The organism is Streptomyces sp. C1-1, from assembly GCF_050214755.1.
GTDB lineage: Bacteria > Actinomycetota > Actinomycetes > Streptomycetales > Streptomycetaceae > Streptomyces.
The window spans coordinates 6,271,309-6,290,196 of sequence record NZ_CP189826.1 but is presented as its reverse complement, the minus strand read 5'-3'; the positions used below and the strand labels follow the sequence as shown (position 1 = coordinate 6,290,196).

The 18,888-nt window shown below is 70.4% G+C and carries 16 protein-coding genes and 1 pseudogene; 10 read left to right on the top strand and 7 right to left on the bottom strand.

Annotation, left to right across the window (positions count from 1 at the left end; genetic code table 11):
- Positions 1-3: 3 nt before the first annotated feature.
- Entirely contained in the window at positions 4-888 is an 885-nt protein-coding gene (locus ACQF4J_RS28740; protein ID WP_427168630.1) for a Cgl0159 family (beta/alpha)8-fold protein, read from the bottom strand.
- A gap of 65 nt (positions 889-953) precedes the next feature.
- Positions 954-1,904, bottom strand: a complete 951-nt coding sequence (gene iolC / locus ACQF4J_RS28735; protein WP_351565781.1) for a 5-dehydro-2-deoxygluconokinase — start codon at positions 1,902-1,904, stop codon at positions 954-956.
- Between the two features lie 125 nt (positions 1,905-2,029).
- Between iolC and ACQF4J_RS28730 the strand changes: the two genes are divergently transcribed.
- Positions 2,030-2,947 (top strand): sugar phosphate isomerase/epimerase family protein, encoded by a 918-nt coding sequence (locus ACQF4J_RS28730; protein ID WP_351800373.1) that lies wholly within the window; start codon positions 2,030-2,032, stop codon positions 2,945-2,947.
- Positions 2,948-3,225: 278 nt separating this feature from the next.
- Positions 3,226-3,426 (top strand): helix-turn-helix transcriptional regulator, encoded by a 201-nt coding sequence (locus ACQF4J_RS28725; protein ID WP_351565767.1) that lies wholly within the window; start codon positions 3,226-3,228, stop codon positions 3,424-3,426.
- A 22-nt stretch (positions 3,427-3,448) separates the two neighbouring features.
- Here ACQF4J_RS28725 and ACQF4J_RS28720 read toward each other — a convergent pair whose 3' ends face one another.
- Positions 3,449-4,501: a zinc-dependent alcohol dehydrogenase family protein gene (locus tag ACQF4J_RS28720; protein ID WP_427168629.1), complete on the bottom strand. Its 1,053-nt coding sequence runs from the start codon at positions 4,499-4,501 to the stop codon at positions 3,449-3,451.
- A gap of 147 nt (positions 4,502-4,648) precedes the next feature.
- Here ACQF4J_RS28720 and ACQF4J_RS28715 point away from each other — a divergent pair, with 147 nt between their 5' ends.
- From ACQF4J_RS28715 to ACQF4J_RS28705, 3 genes are all read left to right on the top strand, one after another.
- Positions 4,649-4,831, top strand: a complete 183-nt coding sequence (locus ACQF4J_RS28715) for a hypothetical protein (protein ID WP_427167118.1) — start codon at positions 4,649-4,651, stop codon at positions 4,829-4,831.
- Between the two features lie 128 nt (positions 4,832-4,959).
- Positions 4,960-5,199, top strand: a complete 240-nt coding sequence (locus ACQF4J_RS28710; protein WP_351565760.1) for a heavy-metal-associated domain-containing protein — start codon at positions 4,960-4,962, stop codon at positions 5,197-5,199.
- A gap of 92 nt (positions 5,200-5,291) precedes the next feature.
- Positions 5,292-7,553: a heavy metal translocating P-type ATPase gene (locus ACQF4J_RS28705; protein WP_427167115.1), complete on the top strand. Its 2,262-nt coding sequence runs from the start codon at positions 5,292-5,294 to the stop codon at positions 7,551-7,553.
- 700 nt (positions 7,554-8,253) lie between these two features.
- On the opposite strand, the gene ACQF4J_RS28700 is transcribed toward ACQF4J_RS28705, so the two are convergent.
- The 4 genes from ACQF4J_RS28700 to ACQF4J_RS28685 all read right to left on the bottom strand — a co-directional run bounded on the left by ACQF4J_RS28700 (position 8,254) and on the right by ACQF4J_RS28685 (position 13,067).
- A complete protein-coding gene (locus tag ACQF4J_RS28700; protein ID WP_351565754.1) occupies positions 8,254-9,543 on the bottom strand; it encodes a citrate synthase in 1,290 nt (429 codons plus the stop codon).
- A 232-nt stretch (positions 9,544-9,775) separates the two neighbouring features.
- Positions 9,776-12,007: an SF1B family DNA helicase RecD2 gene (gene recD2 / locus ACQF4J_RS28695; protein WP_351565751.1), complete on the bottom strand. Its 2,232-nt coding sequence runs from the start codon at positions 12,005-12,007 to the stop codon at positions 9,776-9,778.
- 29 nt (positions 12,008-12,036) lie between these two features.
- Positions 12,037-12,222, bottom strand: coding sequence for a DUF397 domain-containing protein (locus ACQF4J_RS28690; RefSeq protein ID WP_351565748.1), 186 nt, complete (start codon positions 12,220-12,222; stop codon positions 12,037-12,039).
- 8 nt (positions 12,223-12,230) lie between these two features.
- The gene (locus ACQF4J_RS28685; protein WP_351565746.1) at positions 12,231-13,067 is read right to left on the bottom strand and encodes a helix-turn-helix domain-containing protein; all 837 of its coding nucleotides are present in this window, start codon (positions 13,065-13,067) and stop codon (positions 12,231-12,233) included.
- 175 nt (positions 13,068-13,242) lie between these two features.
- Between ACQF4J_RS28685 and ACQF4J_RS28680 the strand changes: the two genes are divergently transcribed.
- From ACQF4J_RS28680 to ACQF4J_RS28660, 5 genes and pseudogenes are all read left to right on the top strand, one after another.
- On the top strand, positions 13,243-13,659 hold the full coding sequence (locus ACQF4J_RS28680) for an ATP-binding protein (protein ID WP_351565744.1): 417 nt from the start codon (positions 13,243-13,245) through the stop codon (positions 13,657-13,659).
- A 9-nt stretch (positions 13,660-13,668) separates the two neighbouring features.
- Positions 13,669-14,079, top strand: a pseudogene (locus ACQF4J_RS28675) (hypothetical protein); the annotation flags it as partial.
- Positions 14,080-14,336: 257 nt separating this feature from the next.
- The gene (locus tag ACQF4J_RS28670) at positions 14,337-15,356 is read left to right on the top strand and encodes a LacI family DNA-binding transcriptional regulator (protein WP_351565740.1); all 1,020 of its coding nucleotides are present in this window, start codon (positions 14,337-14,339) and stop codon (positions 15,354-15,356) included.
- Entirely contained in the window at positions 15,353-16,882 is a 1,530-nt protein-coding gene (locus ACQF4J_RS28665) for a sugar ABC transporter ATP-binding protein (protein ID WP_351800367.1), read from the top strand. The genes ACQF4J_RS28670 and ACQF4J_RS28665 overlap by 4 nt, the downstream gene beginning before the upstream one ends.
- The gene (locus ACQF4J_RS28660; protein WP_427167114.1) at positions 16,872-18,821 is read left to right on the top strand and encodes a substrate-binding domain-containing protein; all 1,950 of its coding nucleotides are present in this window, start codon (positions 16,872-16,874) and stop codon (positions 18,819-18,821) included. Before ACQF4J_RS28665 ends, ACQF4J_RS28660 begins: the two co-directional genes overlap by 11 nt.
- Positions 18,822-18,888 lie beyond the last annotated feature (67 nt).

The window sequence follows — 18,888 nt, the reverse complement described above, 5'->3', positions numbered from 1 at the left end:
CCCTCACAGCAGTCCTACGGCGGTGTCCACAGCGGCGGCCACGTCGCCGTCCGCCGGGTACAGCAGTGAGCGGCCGACCACCAGGCCGCGCACGGTGGGGAGTTGGAGGGCGCCGCGCCACTTCTCGTACGCGCCGTCCTGGTCGTCGCCGACCTCGCCGCCCAGCAGCACGGCCGGGAGGGTGGAGGTCTGCATGACCTCGGCCATGTCGTCGGGGTTCTCGGTGACCGGGAGCTTCAGCCAGGTGTAGGCCGAGGTGCCGCCGAGCCCGGAGGCGATGGCGATGGACCTGGTGACCGCCTCGGCGGACAGGTCGTTCCTCAGCCTGCCCTCGTCCGTGCGGCGGCTGATGAACGGCTCGACGAACACGGGGAGCCGGCGGGCCGCCATGTCGTCGACGGCGCGGGCGGTGGACTCCAGGGTGGTCAGGGAGCCCGGGTCGGAGTAGTCGATGCGCAGCAGCAGCTTGCCGGCGTCGAAGCCGAGCCGCTCGATGTCCTCGGCGCGGTGGCCGGTGAAGCGGTCGTCGAGTTCGAAGCTGGCGCCCTGCAGTCCGCCGCGGTTCATGGAGCCCATGACGACCTTGCCGTCCAGGGCGCCGAGGAGCAGCAGGTCGTCGAGGATGTCGGCGGTGGCGAGGACGCCGTCGACGCCGGGGCGGGACAGCGCGAGGCAGAGGCGTTCGAGCAGGTCGGCGCGGTTGGCCATGGCGAACCTGCGCTCGCCGACGCCGAGCGCGCCGCGGGCCGGGTGGTCGGCGGCGACGATCATCAGCCGGCCGGAGTCGTTCAGCAGCGGGCGGCGGGTGCGGCGGGCGGCGGCCTCGGCGATCGCCTCGGGGCGCTGGGCCCGCAGCCGGACGAGTTCGCCGACGTCGACGCTCCGCACGGCCGGCGCGCCGGTCGCGCCGACGTCCGTGCCCTCGCCCTCGGCCCCGCGGACCCGGCCGGCCCTCACAGCACCGCTCCGGCCGTGAGGGCGGCCTCGATCTCGTCCGCCGTCGGCATGGCGGACGAGCATTCCAGCCGGGAGGCGACGATCGCCCCGGCCGCGTTGGCGCGCCGCATGATCGTCTCCAGGTCCCGGCCCGCCAGCAGGCCGTCGCAGAGGGAGCCGCCGAACGCGTCGCCGGCGCCGAGGCCGTTGAGGACGTTCACCGGGAGCGGGGGCACCTCGGCCGACCCGCCCTTGCTGTCGACGGCGAGGACGCCCTTGGGGCCCTGCTTGACGACCGCGAGCTCCACGCCCGCGTCCAGCAGCGCCTCGGCGGCCGCCCGGGGTTCGCGGACGCCGGTGGCGACCTCCACCTCGTCGAGGTTGCCGACCGCGACGGTGGTGTGGCGCAGGGCCTCCTTGTAGAAGGGGCGGGCCGAGGCCGGGTCCGTCCAGAACATGGGGCGCCAGTCGAGGTCGAAGACGGTCGGGCCGGCCTTGGCGCGGTGGGCGAGCGCCGCCAGCGTCGCCGTACGGCTGGGTTCCTCGCTCAGGCCGGTGCCGGTGACCCAGAAGAGGCGGGCCTCGCGGATGGCGTCGAGGTCGAGGTCGTGGGCGTCGATCTCCAGGTCGGGGGCCTTGGGCCGCCGGTAGAAGTAGAGCGGGAAGTCGTCGGGCGGGAAGACCTCGCAGAAGGTGACCGGCGTGGGCAGGCCCGGTACCGGGGTGACCCAGCGGTCGTCGACGCCGAAGTCCCGCAGCGCTTCGTGGAGATAGGTGCCGAAGGGGTCGTCGCCGGTGCGGGTGATCACCGCGGTCCGGTGCCCGAGGCGGGCCGCGGCCACCGCGACGTTCGTCGCCGAGCCGCCGAGGAACTTGCCGAAGCTCGTCACCTGCGGCAACGGGACGCCGGTCTGCAGTGGATAGAGGTCCACTCCGATCCGCCCCATGGTGATCAGGTCGTACGCCATCGGCATCCCTTCGTTACGGCTCTCCCCGCGTTTGTAGCCCTGTCCGCGCGGCCCTGTCAATGTTTTGTCCAGACATTCGGACGAGACCTTGACAGCGCTTACTCCTGCCGCTGAAGCTGACCGGCATGACGCCGTTGTCCTCCCAGTCCTCACTGTCCCGCATCCGGATCGGGTCGGCTCCCGACTCATGGGGTGTGTGGTTCCCCGACGACCCCCGCCAGGTGCCCTGGCAGCGGTTCCTCGACGAGGTCGCCCAGTCCGGCTACGAGTGGATCGAGCTGGGCCCGTACGGGTACCTGCCGACCGACCCCGAGGTGCTCACCGAGGAGGTGAGCCGCCGGGGGCTGAAGGTCTCCGCCGGCACCGTCTTCACCGGCCTGCACCACGGCGAGTCCGTCTGGGACAAGACCTGGGCGCACGTGGCCGACAACGCGGTCCTCGCACAGGCCATGGGCGCGAGGCACCTGGTCGTGATCCCGTCCTTCTGGCGGGACGACAAGACCGGCGAGGTGCTGGAGTCCTCCGAGCTGACCCCCGAGCAGTGGGGCAACCTCACCTCCCTGACCGAGCGGCTCGGGCAGCGGGTGCGCGAGGAGTACGGGCTGCAGATCGTCGTGCACCCCCACGCGGACACGCACATCGACAGCGAGGAGAACGTCGTCCGGTTCCTGGACGGCACCGACTCGTCACTGGTCTCGCTGTGCCTGGACACCGGGCACTACGCCTACTGCGGCGGCGACAGCGTCAAGCTGATCGAGACCTACGGCGAGCGGATCGGATACCTGCACCTGAAGCAGGTGGACCCGGAGATCCTGGCGGACGTGCGGGCCAAGGGGACGCCGTTCGGGCCGGCCGTGGCCCAGGGCGTGATGTGCGAGCCGCCCGCCGGAGTCCCCGAGCTGGGGCCCGTGCTGGAGGCTGCCCAGCGGCTGGACGTCGACCTGTTCGCGATCGTCGAGCAGGACATGTACCCCTGCGAGCCGGACAAGCCGTTGCCCATCGCCCAGCGGACCCGGGCGTTCCTGAGGTCCTGCGGGGCATAGCCCCTTGTCGGCACAGGGGGCCGCCCTCCGGTCGATGTCAACGCGCCGCGCCCAAGAGCCCGTGTACGCCCGTGCACCACTCCTGTCACGAACGCCCCCGTCGTGTCACACATGTCGCGGGTACGCGGGCCTTGCGTCACACCCGGCGCACAGGCCCTGACCGGCTTTCGCGCCTCGTCGTTCACCGGGCACAGGCTTTGTGATCGCCAGCGCCGCGCCCGGCTCCCCCGACGGCCCTCCCCGGCCGCCCCCGCGGCGCGCGCAGGGAGGTGCGACTCATGTCAGACCGACGGCTGTGGTCCTACAAGGAGATCGCCGCGCACATCCGGGTACAGCCGGACACCGTGCGCTCCTACCGCAAGCACGGGCTGCTGCCGCCGCCCGACCACGTCGAGGCCGGCAAGCCCTTCTGGTACGCCGACACCGTGCGGGCGTGGGTGGCCTCCAGGCCCCGCAACCGGGGCCGCAGAGACGAGTGAGCCGCGGGCGGGCGCGGTGGTTCTACGTGCGCCCGCCCCACGGCTCGATGACCGTCACCCCCGCTCCGGCCGCCGTGCCCAGCGCGGCCAGCGCGGCGGGGGCCGCGTCGAGGCCGATCGTGGAGGTGACGAGGAGGTCGGGGCGCAGGACGCCCGCGCGGACCAGTTCCAGCATCGGCGGATAGGTGTGCGCCGCCATGCCGTGGCTGCCGAGGAGTTCCAGTTCCAGGGCGATCGCGCGGGCCATGGGGACGGGGGTGGTGCCGTCCGGTGACGGCAGCAGACCCACCTGGACGTGCCGGCCGCGACGGCGCAGGCCGTTCACGGAGGCCGCGCAGGTGACGGGAGAGCCCAGGGCGTCGAGGGACAGGTGGGCGCCCCCGCCGGTCAGTTCCCGGACGGCCGCGGCCGTGTCGGGCGCACCCGACGCGTCCACGACCCGCGCCGCGCCGAACTTCCGCGCCAGCTCCAGGGCCGCGGGCGACACGTCGACGGCGACCACGCGCGCCCCGGACGCCGCCGCGATCATCACCGCCGACAGGCCCACGCCCCCGCACCCGTGCACCGCGACCCACTCCCCCGCGGCCACCCGGCCCTGCTGCACCACCGCCCGGAACGCCGTGGCGAACCGGCAGCCCAGGGAGGCGGCCGTGGCGTACGAGAGGTCCTCGGGTACGGCGACCAGGTTCACGTCGGCGTGGTCCAGGGCCACGTACTGCGCGAAGGAGCCCCAGTGGGTGAAGCCGGGCTGGGTCTGCCGCTCGCAGACCTGGTGGTCGCCCGCCGCGCAGGACGGGCAGCTCCCGCAGGCGCACACGAAGGGCACGGTGACCCGGTCGCCGGGGCGCCAGGCGGTCACCCGGTCGCCGGCCGCCTCGACGACACCGGCGAGTTCATGACCCGGCACGTGCGGCAGCGTGATGTCCGGGTCGTGGCCCTGCCAGCCGTGCCAGTCACTGCGGCACAGGCCGGTGGCCTCGACCCGGACGACGACCCCGTGGGGCGCCGGGCGGGGGTCGGGCAGTTCGCGTACCTCGGCCGGCTCGCCGTACCGCTCGAACACCACAGCCCGCATGCCTGCTCCCGTCGTCGTCCGCGTGTGCGCGTACAGGATGCCCGGCGGGGGCATCCGCGGGGCGAGCGGCGTGATCAGAACGGGCGTCCCGGACTGCGCGCCGGGCGGTATCTCCATAAAGTTCCGGTAAATCCATCCTGCTCGAGCATGAGGGGATCCGCCGTGACCCACTCCTCGCCGCCCGGCGCCCCGCGGGCCCGCATCCCCTCCCCACGGCGGCCCCGGCGACCGGACGCGCGCACGCGCACGCGCCTTGGGGCCCTCTTCCTGTGGGGCGGGCTCACCGTGTCGGCGCTGGCTCTGCTGCTGGCCTACGCGGCGAGACCCTGAACGTGACGCGGTCCTCGTCCTCCGGGGGCGCCGACCCTTGGAGTCATACCCCCTAGGGGTATACTGTGGAACGTGCGGGGCCCACCGTGGGTCCCGGCAACCCCACACGCCTCGATGAGGAGAACGACATGACCGCGCAGACCGACACCCCGGACACCGTCACCGCCGTCTACAAGGTGAGCGGGATGAGCTGCGGGCACTGCGAGGGGTCCGTCTCGAGCGAGATCTCCGAGATCGCCGGTGTCACCTCCGTGAAGGCCGTCGCCTCCACGGGCGAGGTCACCGTGATCTCCCAGGCCCCCCTCGACGAGGCCGCGGTGCGCGTCGCGGTGGACGAGGCCGGCTTCGAGCTCGTCGGCCGGGCCTGAGCGCCGGCCCTTCCGTTCCTGTTCTCCGACCGGCCGTGCCGACCAGCTGATACTGGCTCCGTACGGTCCGGTCCGATGTCTGGAGTCCGGACATGACCAGCACGACAAGCACGACCGGCAGCACGCAGACACCGATAGCCGACGCCTCACAGGTCGAGCTGCAGATCGGCGGGATGACCTGCGCCTCCTGCGCGGCCCGCGTCGAGAAGAAGCTCAACCGCATGGACGGGGTCACCGCCACGGTGAACTTCGCGACGGAGAAGGCGAAGGTCACCTACCCCGCGAGCATCCAGGTCGCCGACCTGATCGCGACCGTGGTGAAGACGGGGTACACCGCCGAGGAGCCACCCCCGCCCGAGCCGCCCGCCGAGGCGGCGCCCGGCGCCGGGAAGGACGCGGAGGACCCCGAGCTCACCGCCTACCGCGAGCGGTTCACCGTCTCCGCCCTGCTGGCGCTCCCGGTCGTCCTGCTGTCGATGATCCCGGCGCTGCAGTTCGACAACTGGCAGTGGCTGTCCCTCACCCTGGCAGCGCCCGTGGTGGTCTGGGGCGCGCTGCCCTTCCACCGGGCCGCCTGGACCAACGCCCGGCACGGCGCGGCCACCATGGACACGCTGGTCTCGGTGGGCACGCTGGCCGCGTTCGGCTGGTCGCTGTGGGCACTGTTCTTCGGTGACGCGGGCATGACCGGCATGCACGACGAGTTCCGGCTGACCGTGTCGCGCATGGACGGCGCCTCCACGATCTACCTCGAAGTGGCCTCCGGGGTCGTGGCGTTCATCCTGCTGGGCCGCTATCTGGAGGCCCGGGCCAAGCGGCGCTCGGGAGCCGCGCTCAGGGCGCTGATGGAGCTGGGCGCCAAGGACGTGTCGGTGCTGCGGGGCGGGCGCGAGGTGCGGGTGCCGGTGTCCGAACTGGCGGTCGGCGACCGTTTCGTCGTACGGCCCGGGGAGAAGGTCGCCACCGACGGCACCGTCGTCGAGGGCGCGTCCGCGGTGGACGCGTCGATGCTGACCGGCGAGTCGGTGCCGGTGGACGTGGGCGTGGGCTCCGCCGTCACCGGCGCGACCGTGAACGCCGGCGGACGGCTGGTCGTCGAGGCCACGCGCGTGGGCGGCGACACCCAGCTGGCGCGGATGGCGAAGCTGGTGGAGGACGCGCAGAACGGCAAGGCGGAGGTGCAGCGGCTCGCCGACCGCATCTCGGCGGTCTTCGTGCCGGTCGTCATCCTGATCGCGCTCGGCACCTTCGGGGTCTGGCTCGGCGTCACCGGCGACACGGTCGCCGCGTTCACCGCGGCCGTCGCCGTCCTGATCATCGCCTGCCCGTGCGCCCTGGGTCTGGCCACGCCGACCGCGCTGATGGTCGGCACCGGCCGGGGCGCGCAGCTGGGCATCCTCATCAAGGGCCCCGAGGTGCTGGAGTCCACGCGCCGCGTCGACACCGTCGTCCTGGACAAGACCGGCACGGTCACCACCGGCCGGATGACCCTCCAGGAGGTGTACGTCGCCGAGGGCACCGACGAGAAGGAGGTGCTGCGGCTGGCGGGTGCCGTCGAGCACGCCTCCGAGCACCCGGTGGCCCGGGCGGTCGCCGTGGGCGCCGAGGAGCGGGCCGGACGCCTCCCCGACGTCGAGGGCTTCGAGAACGTGCCCGGGCGGGGTGTGCGCGGGCGCGTGGAGGGCCGCGAGGTGGCCGTGGGGCGGCTCTTCGACGTGCTGCCGCCGGAGCTGGCCCGCGCCAAGGACGAGGCCGAACGGGGCGGCCGTACGGCCGTCGTGGTCGGCTGGGACGGTGCGGCACGCGGTGTCGTCGCCGTCGCGGACGCCGTGAAGGAGACCAGCGCGGAGGCGGTACGGCGGCTGCGGGCGCTCGGGCTGACGCCGGTGCTGCTGACCGGGGACAACCGGGCCGTGGCCGAGGCGGTGGCGCGGGAGGTCGGGATCGAGCAGGTGATCGCGGAGGTCCTGCCCGAGGACAAGGTGGACGCCGTACGACGGCTGCAGGACGAGGGGCGGGTCGTCGCCATGGTCGGCGACGGGGTCAACGACGCGGCCGCGCTGGCCACCGCCGACCTGGGACTCGCCATGGGGACGGGGACCGACGCGGCGATCGAGGCCGGCGACCTGACGCTGGTGCGCGGTGACCTGCGGGTGGCCGCGGACGCGATCCGGCTGTCCCGGAAGACCTTGTCGACCATCAAGGGCAACCTGGTGTGGGCCTTCGGCTACAACGTGGCCGCGCTGCCGCTGGCCGCCGCCGGACTGCTGAACCCGATGATCGCCGGGGCCGCGATGGCGTTCTCGTCGGTCTTCGTGGTCACCAACAGTCTCAGACTGCGGACGTTCCGATGAACTCCTGAGAAGTTACTGGCGGTTACTCCGAAGTCGTGACCAGAGGACCTCTGGAGTCCGGCGCCGGGCTCACATAAGCTCTTCACAAGGCTCGCGCATCATCCTTACGCCTGAGTCCCGATCGCTGCATCGGGGCTCTTGCGTATCAAACGGACAAATGCAAGAGACGCAGATCACAGTGATGCGAACGTAACCATCGAAGGGGTTCGAAGGTCTAAGTTGGCGATGTCAGTAAGCGTCTTGGGGGGCGCGAACTGGCATCTGGGGATGTCTTGGGGGACTTCCTCAGAGATGCGTTGCCGGGGCACGCACGTCGGGAAGCTTTGAGCGGCCCTCCCGAGCGTGCGTTGTCCCGGCAGATCGCACACAGGAGTAGTACGGGTACTTTTGCTCGTTCTACTCAACCGCAGTACCGGCAGTACCGAAAGAACAGCGATTCAGGCGCTGTCCTCTCAGACGCCCGGCCGGATCCCGTGGGGGGAATCCGCACCGGGACATGGGAAGGCGCCCTGGACGTCGGCCCGTGGGGGGACCGACGCCAGGGCGCCTTCCGCTTTTGTTCAGCTTCCGAGGTTCGCTCAGCGCAACGCCTGGCAGGGGCGCGGGGAACTGCGCGACCAGCCACAACCGGCCCGCAGCCGCCCACGCTCCTTCAGTACCGAGCTCTCAGGCGAAGATTGATCAGCACCGCCGGCAGGCGTCAGCGCTCCTCGACAGGAACGAAGTCCCGCTCCACGACACCCGTGTAGATCTGGCGCGGGCGGCCGATGCGGGAGCCCGGCTCCTTGATCATCTCGTGCCACTGGGCGATCCAGCCCGGCAGCCGGCCGAGGGCGAACAGGACCGTGAACATCTCGGTCGGGAAGCCCATCGCGCGGTAGATCAGGCCGGTGTAGAAGTCGACGTTCGGGTAGAGGCTGCGCGAGACGAAGTAGTCGTCGGAGAGCGCGTGCTCCTCCAGCTTCAGCGCGATGTCCAGCAGCTCGTCGGACTTGCCGAGGGCCGAGAGGACGTCGTGCGCGGCGGCCTTGATGATCTTGGCGCGCGGGTCGAAGTTCTTGTAGACCCGGTGGCCGAAGCCCATCAGACGGACGCCGTCCTCCTTGTTCTTCACCTTGCGGATGAAGGAGTCGACATCGCCGCCGGAGGACTGGATGCCCTCGAGCATCTCCAGCACCGACTGGTTGGCACCGCCGTGCAGCGGGCCCCACAGGGCGTTGATACCGGCCGAGATGGAGGCGAACATGTTGGCCTGCGAGGAGCCGACCAGCCGGACCGTGGAGGTCGAGCAGTTCTGCTCGTGGTCCGCGTGCAGGATCAGCAGCTTGTCGAGGGCCGAGACCACGACCGGGTCGAGGTCGTACTCCTGCGCCGGCACCGAGAAGGTCATCCGCAGGAAGTTCTCGACATAGCCGAGGTCGTTGCGCGGGTAGACGAACGGGTGACCGATCGACTTCTTGTACGCGTACGCGGCGATCGTCGGAAGCTTGGCGAGCAGACGGATCGTCGAGAGGTTGCGCTGCTTCTCGTCGAAGGGGTTGTGGCTGTCCTGGTAGAAGGTGGACAGCGCGGACACCACCGAGGACAGCATGGCCATCGGGTGGGCGTCGCGCGGGAAGCCCTTGTAGAAGTTCTTGACGTCCTCGTGCAGCAGGGTGTGCTGCGTGATGTCGTTCTTGAACACCGAGAGCTCGTCGACGGTCGGCAGCTCGCCGTTGATCAGCAGGTAGGCGACCTCCAGGAACGTGGAGCGCTCGGCCAGCTGCTCGATCGGGTAGCCGCGGTACCGGAGGATGCCCGCCTCGCCGTCGAGGTAGGTGATGGCGGATTTATATGCGGCGGTGTTGCCGTAGCCGCTGTCCAGGGTGACCAGCCCGGTCTGGGCGCGGAGCTTCCCGATGTCGAAGCCCTTGTCGCCGACGGTGCTGTCGATCACCGGGTAGGTGTACTCGCCGTCGCCGTACCGCAGTACTACAGAGTTGTCGCTCACGTCTTCCCTCACCGACGTAGTGCCTCATCTTCGAGGTTGCCCTGACTGTCTCTACCATCCCCCAATTGGCTCAGGAGAGTGCACTCGGGGTCGACCATCGGGCCTACTGGCGGCACTGAGTGCCGCCAACTTGCACATCCTGCCCCCTTGGTTGCCCATCCGGAAGTGCTCTGTGACCTTCGCGACTCATTTGATCGATCATTTTTTGTGATGCCTGCCTCGGTGCCCGGTCTCACGGCTCCAGGGGGCGGGGTGAGAGCCGGAAGTCGAGCGCGGTGCAGCGGCGTCCCGCCGAGACCGTGCGCACCGCCTGGCCGATCGCCTTGCGCGAGCCGACGAGGACGACCAGCCGCTTGGCCCTGGTCACGGCGGTGTACAGCAGGTTCCGCTGCAGCATCATCCAGGCACCGGTGGTGACCGGGATCACCACGGCGGGATATTCACTCCCCTGCGAGCGGTGAATGGTCACCGCGTACGCGTGGGCCAGCTCGTCCAGTTCGTCGAACTCGTACGGCACCTCCTCGTCCTCGTCCGTCAGCACCGTCAGGCGCTGGTCGACCGGGTCGAGCGCGGTGACGACGCCCACGGTGCCGTTGAAGACACCGTTCTTTCCCTTCTCGTAATTGTTGCGAATCTGGGTGACCTTGTCGCCGACCCGGAAGACCCTGCCGCCGAATCTCTTCTCCGGCAGGTCGGGACGGCCCGGGGTGATGGCCTGCTGGAGCAGGCCGTTGAGGTTGCCCGCGCCCGCGGGGCCCCTGTGCATGGGGGCGAGCACCTGGACGTCCCGGCGCGGGTCGAGCCCGAACCTGGCCGGAATCCGCCGGGCCGCGACGTCCACGGTGAGCCGCCCCGCCTCCTCCGTATCGTCCTCCACGAACAGGAAGAAGTCCTTCATGCCGTCGGTGACGGGGTGCTGTCCGGCGTTGATCCGGTGCGCGTTCGTGACGACCCCCGACTGCTGGGCCTGCCGGAACACGCGGGTGAGGCGGACGGCCGGGATGGGGCCGCCGTCGGCGAGGAGATCGCGCAGCACCTCGCCGGCGCCCACGGAGGGAAGCTGGTCCACATCGCCGACGAAGAGGAGATGGGCACCGGGCGGTACGGCCTTCACCAGTTTGTTGGCGAGCAGCAGGTCCAGCATCGACGCCTCGTCGACGACGACCAGGTCGGCCTCCAGCGGTCGGTCCCGGTCGTACGCCGCGTCGCCACCGGGCTTCAGCTCCAGCAGGCGGTGGACGGTCGAGGCCTCGGCGCCGGTGAGTTCGGCGAGGCGCTTGGCGGCACGGCCGGTGGGGGCCGCGAGGACGACCCTCGCCTTCTTGGCGCGGGCGAGTTCCACGATCGAGCGCACGGTGAAGGACTTGCCGCAGCCGGGACCGCCCGTCAGCACGGCGACCTTCTTCGTCAGCGCCAGCTTGACGGCAGCCTCCTGCTCGGGGGCGAGGTCGGCGCCGGTACGGGCCTTGAGCCAGCCGAGGGCCTTGTCCCAGTCGACGTCCCCGAACCCCGGCATCCGGTCCTCCTCGGTGCGCAGGAGGCGCAACAGCTGGGCGGCGAGGGAGAGTTCGGCCCGGTGAAAGGGGACCAGGTAGACGGCGGTGACCGGTCCCCCGTGCTCGCCGGGGACTTTCTCCCGTACGACACCCGGGTCCTCGCCGTCCTCGGGCGGCTCGGCCAGCTCGGCGAGGCACTCGATCACGAGCCCGGTGTCGACCTGGAGCAGCTTGACGGCGTCGGCGATCAGCCGCTCCTCCGGGAGGTAGCAGTTGCCCTGGTCGGTGGCCTGCGACAGCGCGTACTGCAGGCCCGCCTTCACCCGCTCCGGGCTGTCGTGCGGGATGCCGACTGACTGGGCGATCTTGTCGGCGGTGAGGAAGCCGATGCCCCAGACGTCGGCGGCGAGACGGTACGGCTGGTTCTTGACGACGGAGATGGAGGCGTCGCCGTACTTCTTGTAGATCCGCACGGCGATCGACGTGGACACCTCGACCGTCTGCAGAAACAGCATCACCTCCTTGATCGCCTTCTGCTCCTCCCAGGCGTCGGCGATCTTCTTCGTCCGCTTCGGACCGAGGCCGGGCACCTCGATCAGCCGCTTCGGCTCCTCCTCGATGATCTGCAGGGTGTCCAGGCCGAAGTGCTGGGTGATGCGGTCGGCGAAGACGGGACCGATGCCCTTGACGAGCCCCGAGCCGAGGTAACGCCGGATGCCCTGGACGGTGGCGGGCAGGACGGTCGTGTAGTTCTCGACGGTGAACTGCTTGCCGTACTGGGGGTGCGACCCCCAGCGCCCCTCCATCCGCAGGGACTCCCCCACCTGGGCGCCGAGCAGCGCGCCGACGACCGTGAGGAGGTCGCCGGCGCCCCTGCCGGTGTCGACGCGGGCGACGGTGTAGCCGTTCTCCTCGTTGGCGTACGTGATGCGTTCCAGAACGCCTTCGATCACCGCCTGATTGGACATGATCCGACGGTACTGGTGAGCACTGACAGTCAGCGAAGGGATGTGGATTTCAGCGCTTCGAGGAAGGTGGTGAAGGCGGGGGTGGGGAAGGTGAGGGCGGCCCGGGCGGGGGTTTTGGAGTCGCGGACGGCGGTGTGGGTGGGGGTGGTGGCTATCTCCACACAGTCATTGCCGTCGCCTTCGCCCGAGTAGGACGACTTTCGCCAGTTGCCCATGGAGTGCCTCACAGCTCTTTCGCCAGGTTGTGGATGAAGTCACGCGACCGTGCGGGTTCGAGAGATACAGCCTCCACCCTACGGAAGCGCGTTCGATAGACGTTGAGCTGTGCCTCGGAGTCGATGAAGACCGAGCCATGAGGGGCGTCACGCACCACGGTGTCCAGCTTGGGCACGGGTCCGCCCACATAGGTCATCGTGCTTGAGGCGGTCGCGAAATCGTCGAGGTCGAAGGGGATGACCCGCAAGGTGACGTGGTCCGCTTCCGAGCGCTCGAGGAGCCTGGCAAGTTGGGCCCGGGAAGCGGAACGGTCACGGACCCTCATGCGCAGGGCCGACTCGTGGATCACCAACTTGTACGGGATGGTGAGCCGCTGTCGCCTCATACGGTGGCTTACGCGCAACTCAAGCTCTTCGGTGGTGAGTTCCGGCAGCCTCGCGGAGAAGACCGCGCGAGCGTAATCCTCCGTCTGCATGAGGCCCGGAACGTACAGGATGGCCACCTCATGGCGGAACGCGCCGTGGTGATCCAGCTCGGCCAGATCCAGGAACGACGTAGGCAGTTTCCACCGGTACTCCTCCCACCAGCCGCGCGTTCGGTCGGTGGCCATGGCCACCAGGGCCTCGATGAACTCCGTGTCCAGACAGGCGTAGTGCGAGGCGAGCCGACGCAGCCGCTCCTCGCTCACTCCCGCGAGTCCGGACTCGATGTGGCTCATCTGGACACGATTCGCCCCCAGCAGCGCCGCCGCTTCGATGGCGGTGAGTCCCGCGGCCTCACGGAGCCTGCGCAGTTCGCTGCCCAGGCGCACCTGACGTGCGGTTGCTTCGCGCCTCAGGACCATCAACTGCTCCTCGTTCGAGGGTGACTTACGCGATCGGCTTGTCCGGGGCAACATGTTAGCCCTACCGTCGGTGACGTAGTGATCACTCTGCGGAAGTGCACCGCTCCGTCCTGCCTGCCCTGACGGCCGCGGCGAAGCCACCGCCAACCCCCCACCACCGAAACGGAGTTGCCGCGTGCCCGAGAACACCCCCGAACCCTGGGAGTACTGCCTCTCCATCCCCAACGACCCCCGCGCCGTCACCGTGAGCCGCCGCACCCTGCGCCTGATCCTCACCGCCCACGGCCTGATCGGACTCGTCGACGTCGCCGAACTGCTCGCGACCGAACTGGTCACCAACGCCGTACGCCACACCAAGGGCCCCGCCGCTCTACGGGTCCGCTGGGCGCCGCCCGGCACGCTGCGGATCGGCGCGTGGGACGCGGACCCCGAACCCCCCGAGCCGCCGGTGCCGTTGGCGCGGCTCGGCGAGGCGGAGGAGGGCCGCGGACTGCTGCTGGTGCGGGCCTGCTCCGAGGTCTGGGGCTGGCATCCCCTGTCCCGGCACGGCAACCGTGGCAAGTACGTGTGGTGCGAACTCTCGGCGGCGTAGCTCGTTGATCAGCGCGATGTACCCCTTGCGGTGCTTTCGGCCATGACACACGTGTCCCGCAGGCTCGACCCGGACAGCGCCGCTGTCTTCGTGCAGTTCGTCGACTCCTGCCTGGCCGACCCCCAGGCGAAGCAGATGTGGAGGGACCTGATGACGGCGATCCAGTACTTCTGGCGGCACCCGCTGGCGGAACAGGTGCGCGAGGAAGGACGGGAGCAAGGCCTGGAGCAAGGCCTGGAGCAAGGTCGAATCCAGGACCGTCAAGAAATGACCCTGCGCATCCTGGAATGGCGCGAGATCCCCGTGCCCGATGCCGTGCGCGAGCGCGTCCAGTCCTGCACCGACCTTGATCAGCTGGCGACCTGGGCGCAGCGAGCCATGCACGTCACGGAGCCGGCGGAACTGTTCATCGACGACTGAGCACCCGGTCGTACGCTCCGAGCATCCCCCTCACGAGCCCCCTGCCTGCGGCCACCCGCCGCCGGGCCGGGGGCTCGGTAGCGCCGACGTGTGCGGCGCCGGCCTCCGGCCGCCCCTGCACGCCGTACCTCCCGCGCCCCCGCTTCATCACGATCCGGTCTCAGGGGCTTGCGAACCGCTCGTGTAATCGATTCCAATCCTCCGTACACGGGGTCGTGTAATCGATTCCACGAGTTTCACGAGGAGGTGGAGCGGCGATGGCGAGCATCAAGGACGTGGCCGCCGAGGCGGGGGTCTCCGTCGCCACGGTGTCGCGTGTCCTGAACGACCATCCGTCGGTCAGCGCCGACGCACGCACGCGCGTGCTGGCCGCCGTCGAGGCGCTGGGCTACCGCCCGAACGCCGTCGCCCGTTCGCTGCGCACCGACCAGACCCACACCCTCGGTCTGGTCATCAGCGACGTGATGAACCCCTACTTCACCGAGCTGGCCCGCTCCGTCGAGGAGGAGGCCCGCGCGCTCGGGTACAGCGTCATCATCGGCAACGCCGACGAGCGGCCCGAGCTTCAGGACCACCATGTGCGCACGCTGCTCGACCGGCGGATCGACGGTCTGCTCGTCTCCCCCACCGACGGCGGGTCCCCGCTCATGCTGGACGCCGCGCGCATGGGCACGCCCATGGTGTTCGTCGACCGGTGGATCCCGGGCGTCGACGTGCCGGTGGTGCGGGCCGACGGCCGGGCGGCGGTACGGGACCTCGTCGCGCATCTGCACCGGCTGGGGCACCGGCGGCTCGCGATCATCGCGGGGCCGGCGGCCACCACGACCGGACGCGAGCGCGTCGAGGTCTTCCGGGAGGCGCTCGCCGATCACGGGCTGGAGCTCCCCGACGTCTACATCGGCCAGGGCGACTTCCAGGCCGAGAGCGGGCGGCGGGTCACCGAGGGGTTCCTCGACCTTCCCGAGCCGCCCGAGGTCGTCTTCGCCGCCGACAACCTGATGGCGCTGGGCGCGCTGGACGCCGTACGCGCCCGTGGGCTGCGCGTTCCGCAGGACATCGCGCTCGCCGCGTTCGACGACATCCCGTGGTTCGTCCACACCGATCCGCCCATCACCGCGATCGCCCAGCCCACGGGCGAGCTGGGCCGGGCCGCCGTGCGGGCCCTGGTCGACCGCATCGAGGGGCGGCCTCCCCAGTCCGTCACTCTCCCCGCCCGGCTCGTCGTACGCCGCTCGTGCGGCGAGAACCCCACCCCAGTGCAAAGGAGCACGTCGTGAGCAACCGGGACGAGTTGCTGCGCATCGAGGGCATACGGAAGACCTTCCCCGGCGTGGTCGCGCTCGACGGCGTCGACTTCGACCTGCGCCGGGGCGAGGTGCACGTACTCCTCGGTGAGAACGGCGCAGGCAAGAGCACGCTGATCAAGATGCTGTCGGGCGCCTACCACCCCGACGCGGGCCGTGTCCTGGTGGACGGCGAGGAGGTGCGCATCCGCGGGGCGCAGGACGCCGAGCGGCTGGGCATCGCCACCATCTACCAGGAGTTCAACCTCGTACCGGATCTGACCGTCGCCGAGAACATCTTTCTGGGGCGGCAGCCGCGCCGGCTCGGGATGATCGACCGCAAGCGCATGGAGGCCGACGCCGAGGTGCTGCTGAAGCGTGTCGGCGTCAGCGTCTCGCCACGCGCGCGTGTGCGTGAACTCGGTATCGCGCGGCTGCAGATGGTCGAGATCGCGAAGGCGCTCAGCCTGAACGCGCGCGTGCTCGTCATGGACGAGCCGACCGCCGTCCTGACCTCGGAGGAGGTGGAGAAGCTCTTCGCGATCGTGCGGCAACTGCGCGAGGACGGCGTCGGCATCGTCTTCATCACCCACCACCTGGAGGAGATCGCCGCCCTGGGCGACCGGGTGACCGTCATCCGCGACGGGAAGTCCGTCGGCCAGGTCCCCGCCACCACGGCCGAGGACGAGCTCGTACGGCTGATGGTGGGGCGCTCGATCGAGCAGCAGTACCCGCGTGAACAGCCCGATAAGGGCGCCGCGTTGCTCACCGTGGAGGGACTCACCCGGGACGGCGTCTTCCACGACGTCGGGTTCCAGGTGCACGCCGGTGAGGTCGTCGGCATCGCGGGGCTCGTCGGAGCCGGGCGCACCGAGGTCGTGCGGGCCGTGTTCGGCGCAGACCCGTACGACAAGGGCGCCGTGAAGGTCGCCGGGACCACGGTGCGGCGCGGTGACGTCAACGCCGCCATGGCCGCCGGGATCGGGCTGGTGCCCGAGGACCGCAAGGGCCAGGGGCTGGTGCTGGACGCGTCCGTCGAGGAGAACCTCGGGCTCGTCACCCTGCGGACCGCCACGCGCGCGGGACTCGTCGACCTCAAGGGGCAGCATGCGGCCGCCGAACGGATCGCCGGGCAGCTCGGCGTGCGGATGGCCGGACTCGGGCAGCACGTGCGCACGCTGTCCGGCGGCAACCAGCAGAAGGTCGTCATCGGCAAGTGGCTGCTCGCCGACACCAAGGTGCTGATCCTCGACGAGCCCACCCGCGGCATCGACGTCGGCGCCAAGGTCGAGATCTACCAGCTGATCAACGAACTGACCGCGGCCGGGGCCGCCGTACTGATGATCTCCAGTGATCTGCCCGAGGTGCTCGGCATGAGCGACCGGGTGCTGGTGATGGCCCAGGGCCGGATCGCGGGCGAGCTCGCGGCCGGCGAGGCCACCCAGGACGCCGTGATGGCTCTCGCGGTCAGCAACCCCACGAACCAGAAGACCGGAACGGAGGCCAGCCGTGGCCACTGACACGCTCAAGAGAACTACGGGCGCCGGTGGCGCCACCGGCGGCCTGCGCCGCCTGCTCATCGACAACGGCGCGCTCACCGCGCTGATCGTCCTCGTCATCGCCCTGTCGGCGCTGTCGGGGGACTTCCTGACCACCGACAATCTGCTCAACGTCGGCGTCCAGGCGGCCGTGACCGCCGTCCTCGCGTTCGGCGTCACCTTCGTGATCGTCTCGGCGGGCATCGACCTGTCGGTGGGCTCGGTGGCCGCGCTGTCCGCCACCGTCCTCGCCTGGAGCGCCACCTCGCACGGCGTACCGGTCGTCCTCGCGGTCGTGCTGTCCGTGGCGACCGGCATCGTGGCCGGACTGGTCAACGGCTTCCTGATCGCGTACGGGAAGCTGCCGCCGTTCATCGCGACGCTCGCCATGCTGTCAGTGGCCCGCGGTCTGTCGCTGGTGATCTCCGAGGGCTCCCCGATCCCCTTCCCGGACTCCGTCTCCCACCTCGGCGACACGCCCGGCGGCTGGCTGCCGGTGCCCGTGCTGGTCATGGTGGTCATGGGGCTGCTCGCGGCCTTCGTGCTGGGGCGGACGTACATCGGCCGTTCCATGTACGCGATCGGCGGCAACGAGGAGGCCGCCCGGCTGTCCGGGCTGCGGGTGAAGAAGCAGAAGCTCGCGATCTACGCCTTCTCCGGGCTGTTCGCGGCGGTCGCGGGCATCGTGCTCGCCGCCCGGCTGTCCTCCGCGCAACCGCAGGCCGCCGACGGCTACGAGCTGGACGCGATCGCCGCCGTCGTCATCGGCGGCGCCTCGCTCGCGGGCGGCACCGGCAAGGCGTCCGGCACGCTGATCGGCGCGCTGATCCTGGCGGTGCTCCGCAACGGGCTGAACCTGCTCAACGTCTCCGCGTTCTGGCAGCAGGTCGTCATCGGCGTCGTCATCGCGCTGGCGGTGCTCCTCGACACGCTGCGGCGCAAGGCGGGTGCCACGCCGTTGGCCGCGGGTACGGGCGGCAACAGGACCAAGCAGGCGGGGACCTACGCGCTCGCGGCGGTCGTCACCGTCGCGCTGGTCGGCGCGACCTCCTTCCTGCACAACGGCGGCTCTGCCTCGGCCACCCCGAAGATGGGCCTGTCGCTGTCCACCCTCAACAACCCCTTCTTCGTGCAGATCCGCTCCGGCGCCCAGGCCGAGGCGAAGAAGCTGGGCGTGGACCTGACCGTCACCGACGCGCAGAACGACGCCTCGCAGCAGGCCAACCAGCTGCAGAACTTCACCAGTTCGAGCCTCGGCGCGATCATCGTCAACCCGGTCGACTCGGACGCGGCGAGCAACTCCGTGAAGGCCGCCGACAAGGCGAAGATCCCGGTGATCGCCGTCGACCGCGGTGTCAACAAGGCGAACGTGGACGCCCTGGTGGCCTCCGACAACGTCAAGGGCGGTGAGCTCGCCGCGCGGACGATCGGCGAGAAGCTGGGCGGCAAGGGCAAGATCGTGATCCTGCAGGGCCAGGCGGGCACGTCGGCGGCGCGTGAGCGGGCGGCGGGCTTCGCGGCCGGTCTGAAGGCCTACCCTGGCATCCAGGTGGTCGCCCAGCAGCCGGCCGACTTCGACCGCACCAAGGGCCTCGACGTGATGTCGAACCTGCTCCAGGCGCACCCGGACGTCCAAGGCGTCATCGCCGCCAACGACGAGATGGCCCTCGGCGCGGTCAAGGCGCTGGGCTCCAGGGCCGGCAAGTCGGTCCAGGTCGTCGGTTTCGACGGCACCCCGGACGGTCTGAAGGCCGTCGAAGGGGGGACGCTGTACGCGTCCGTGGCGCAGCAGCCCTCGCAGCTGGGCAGGATCGCCGTGGACAACGCGCTCAGGGCCCTGCAGGGCAAGAAGGTCGAGGAGACGGTGAAGGTTCCGGTGAAGGTGGTCACGAAGCAGAACGTGGCCGGCTTCAGCGGCTGACGACGGGGCACGGGCGGGCGGTCCGGGGGACCGCCCGCCCCGGCACACTCATCTGGGGAGTCTTTCT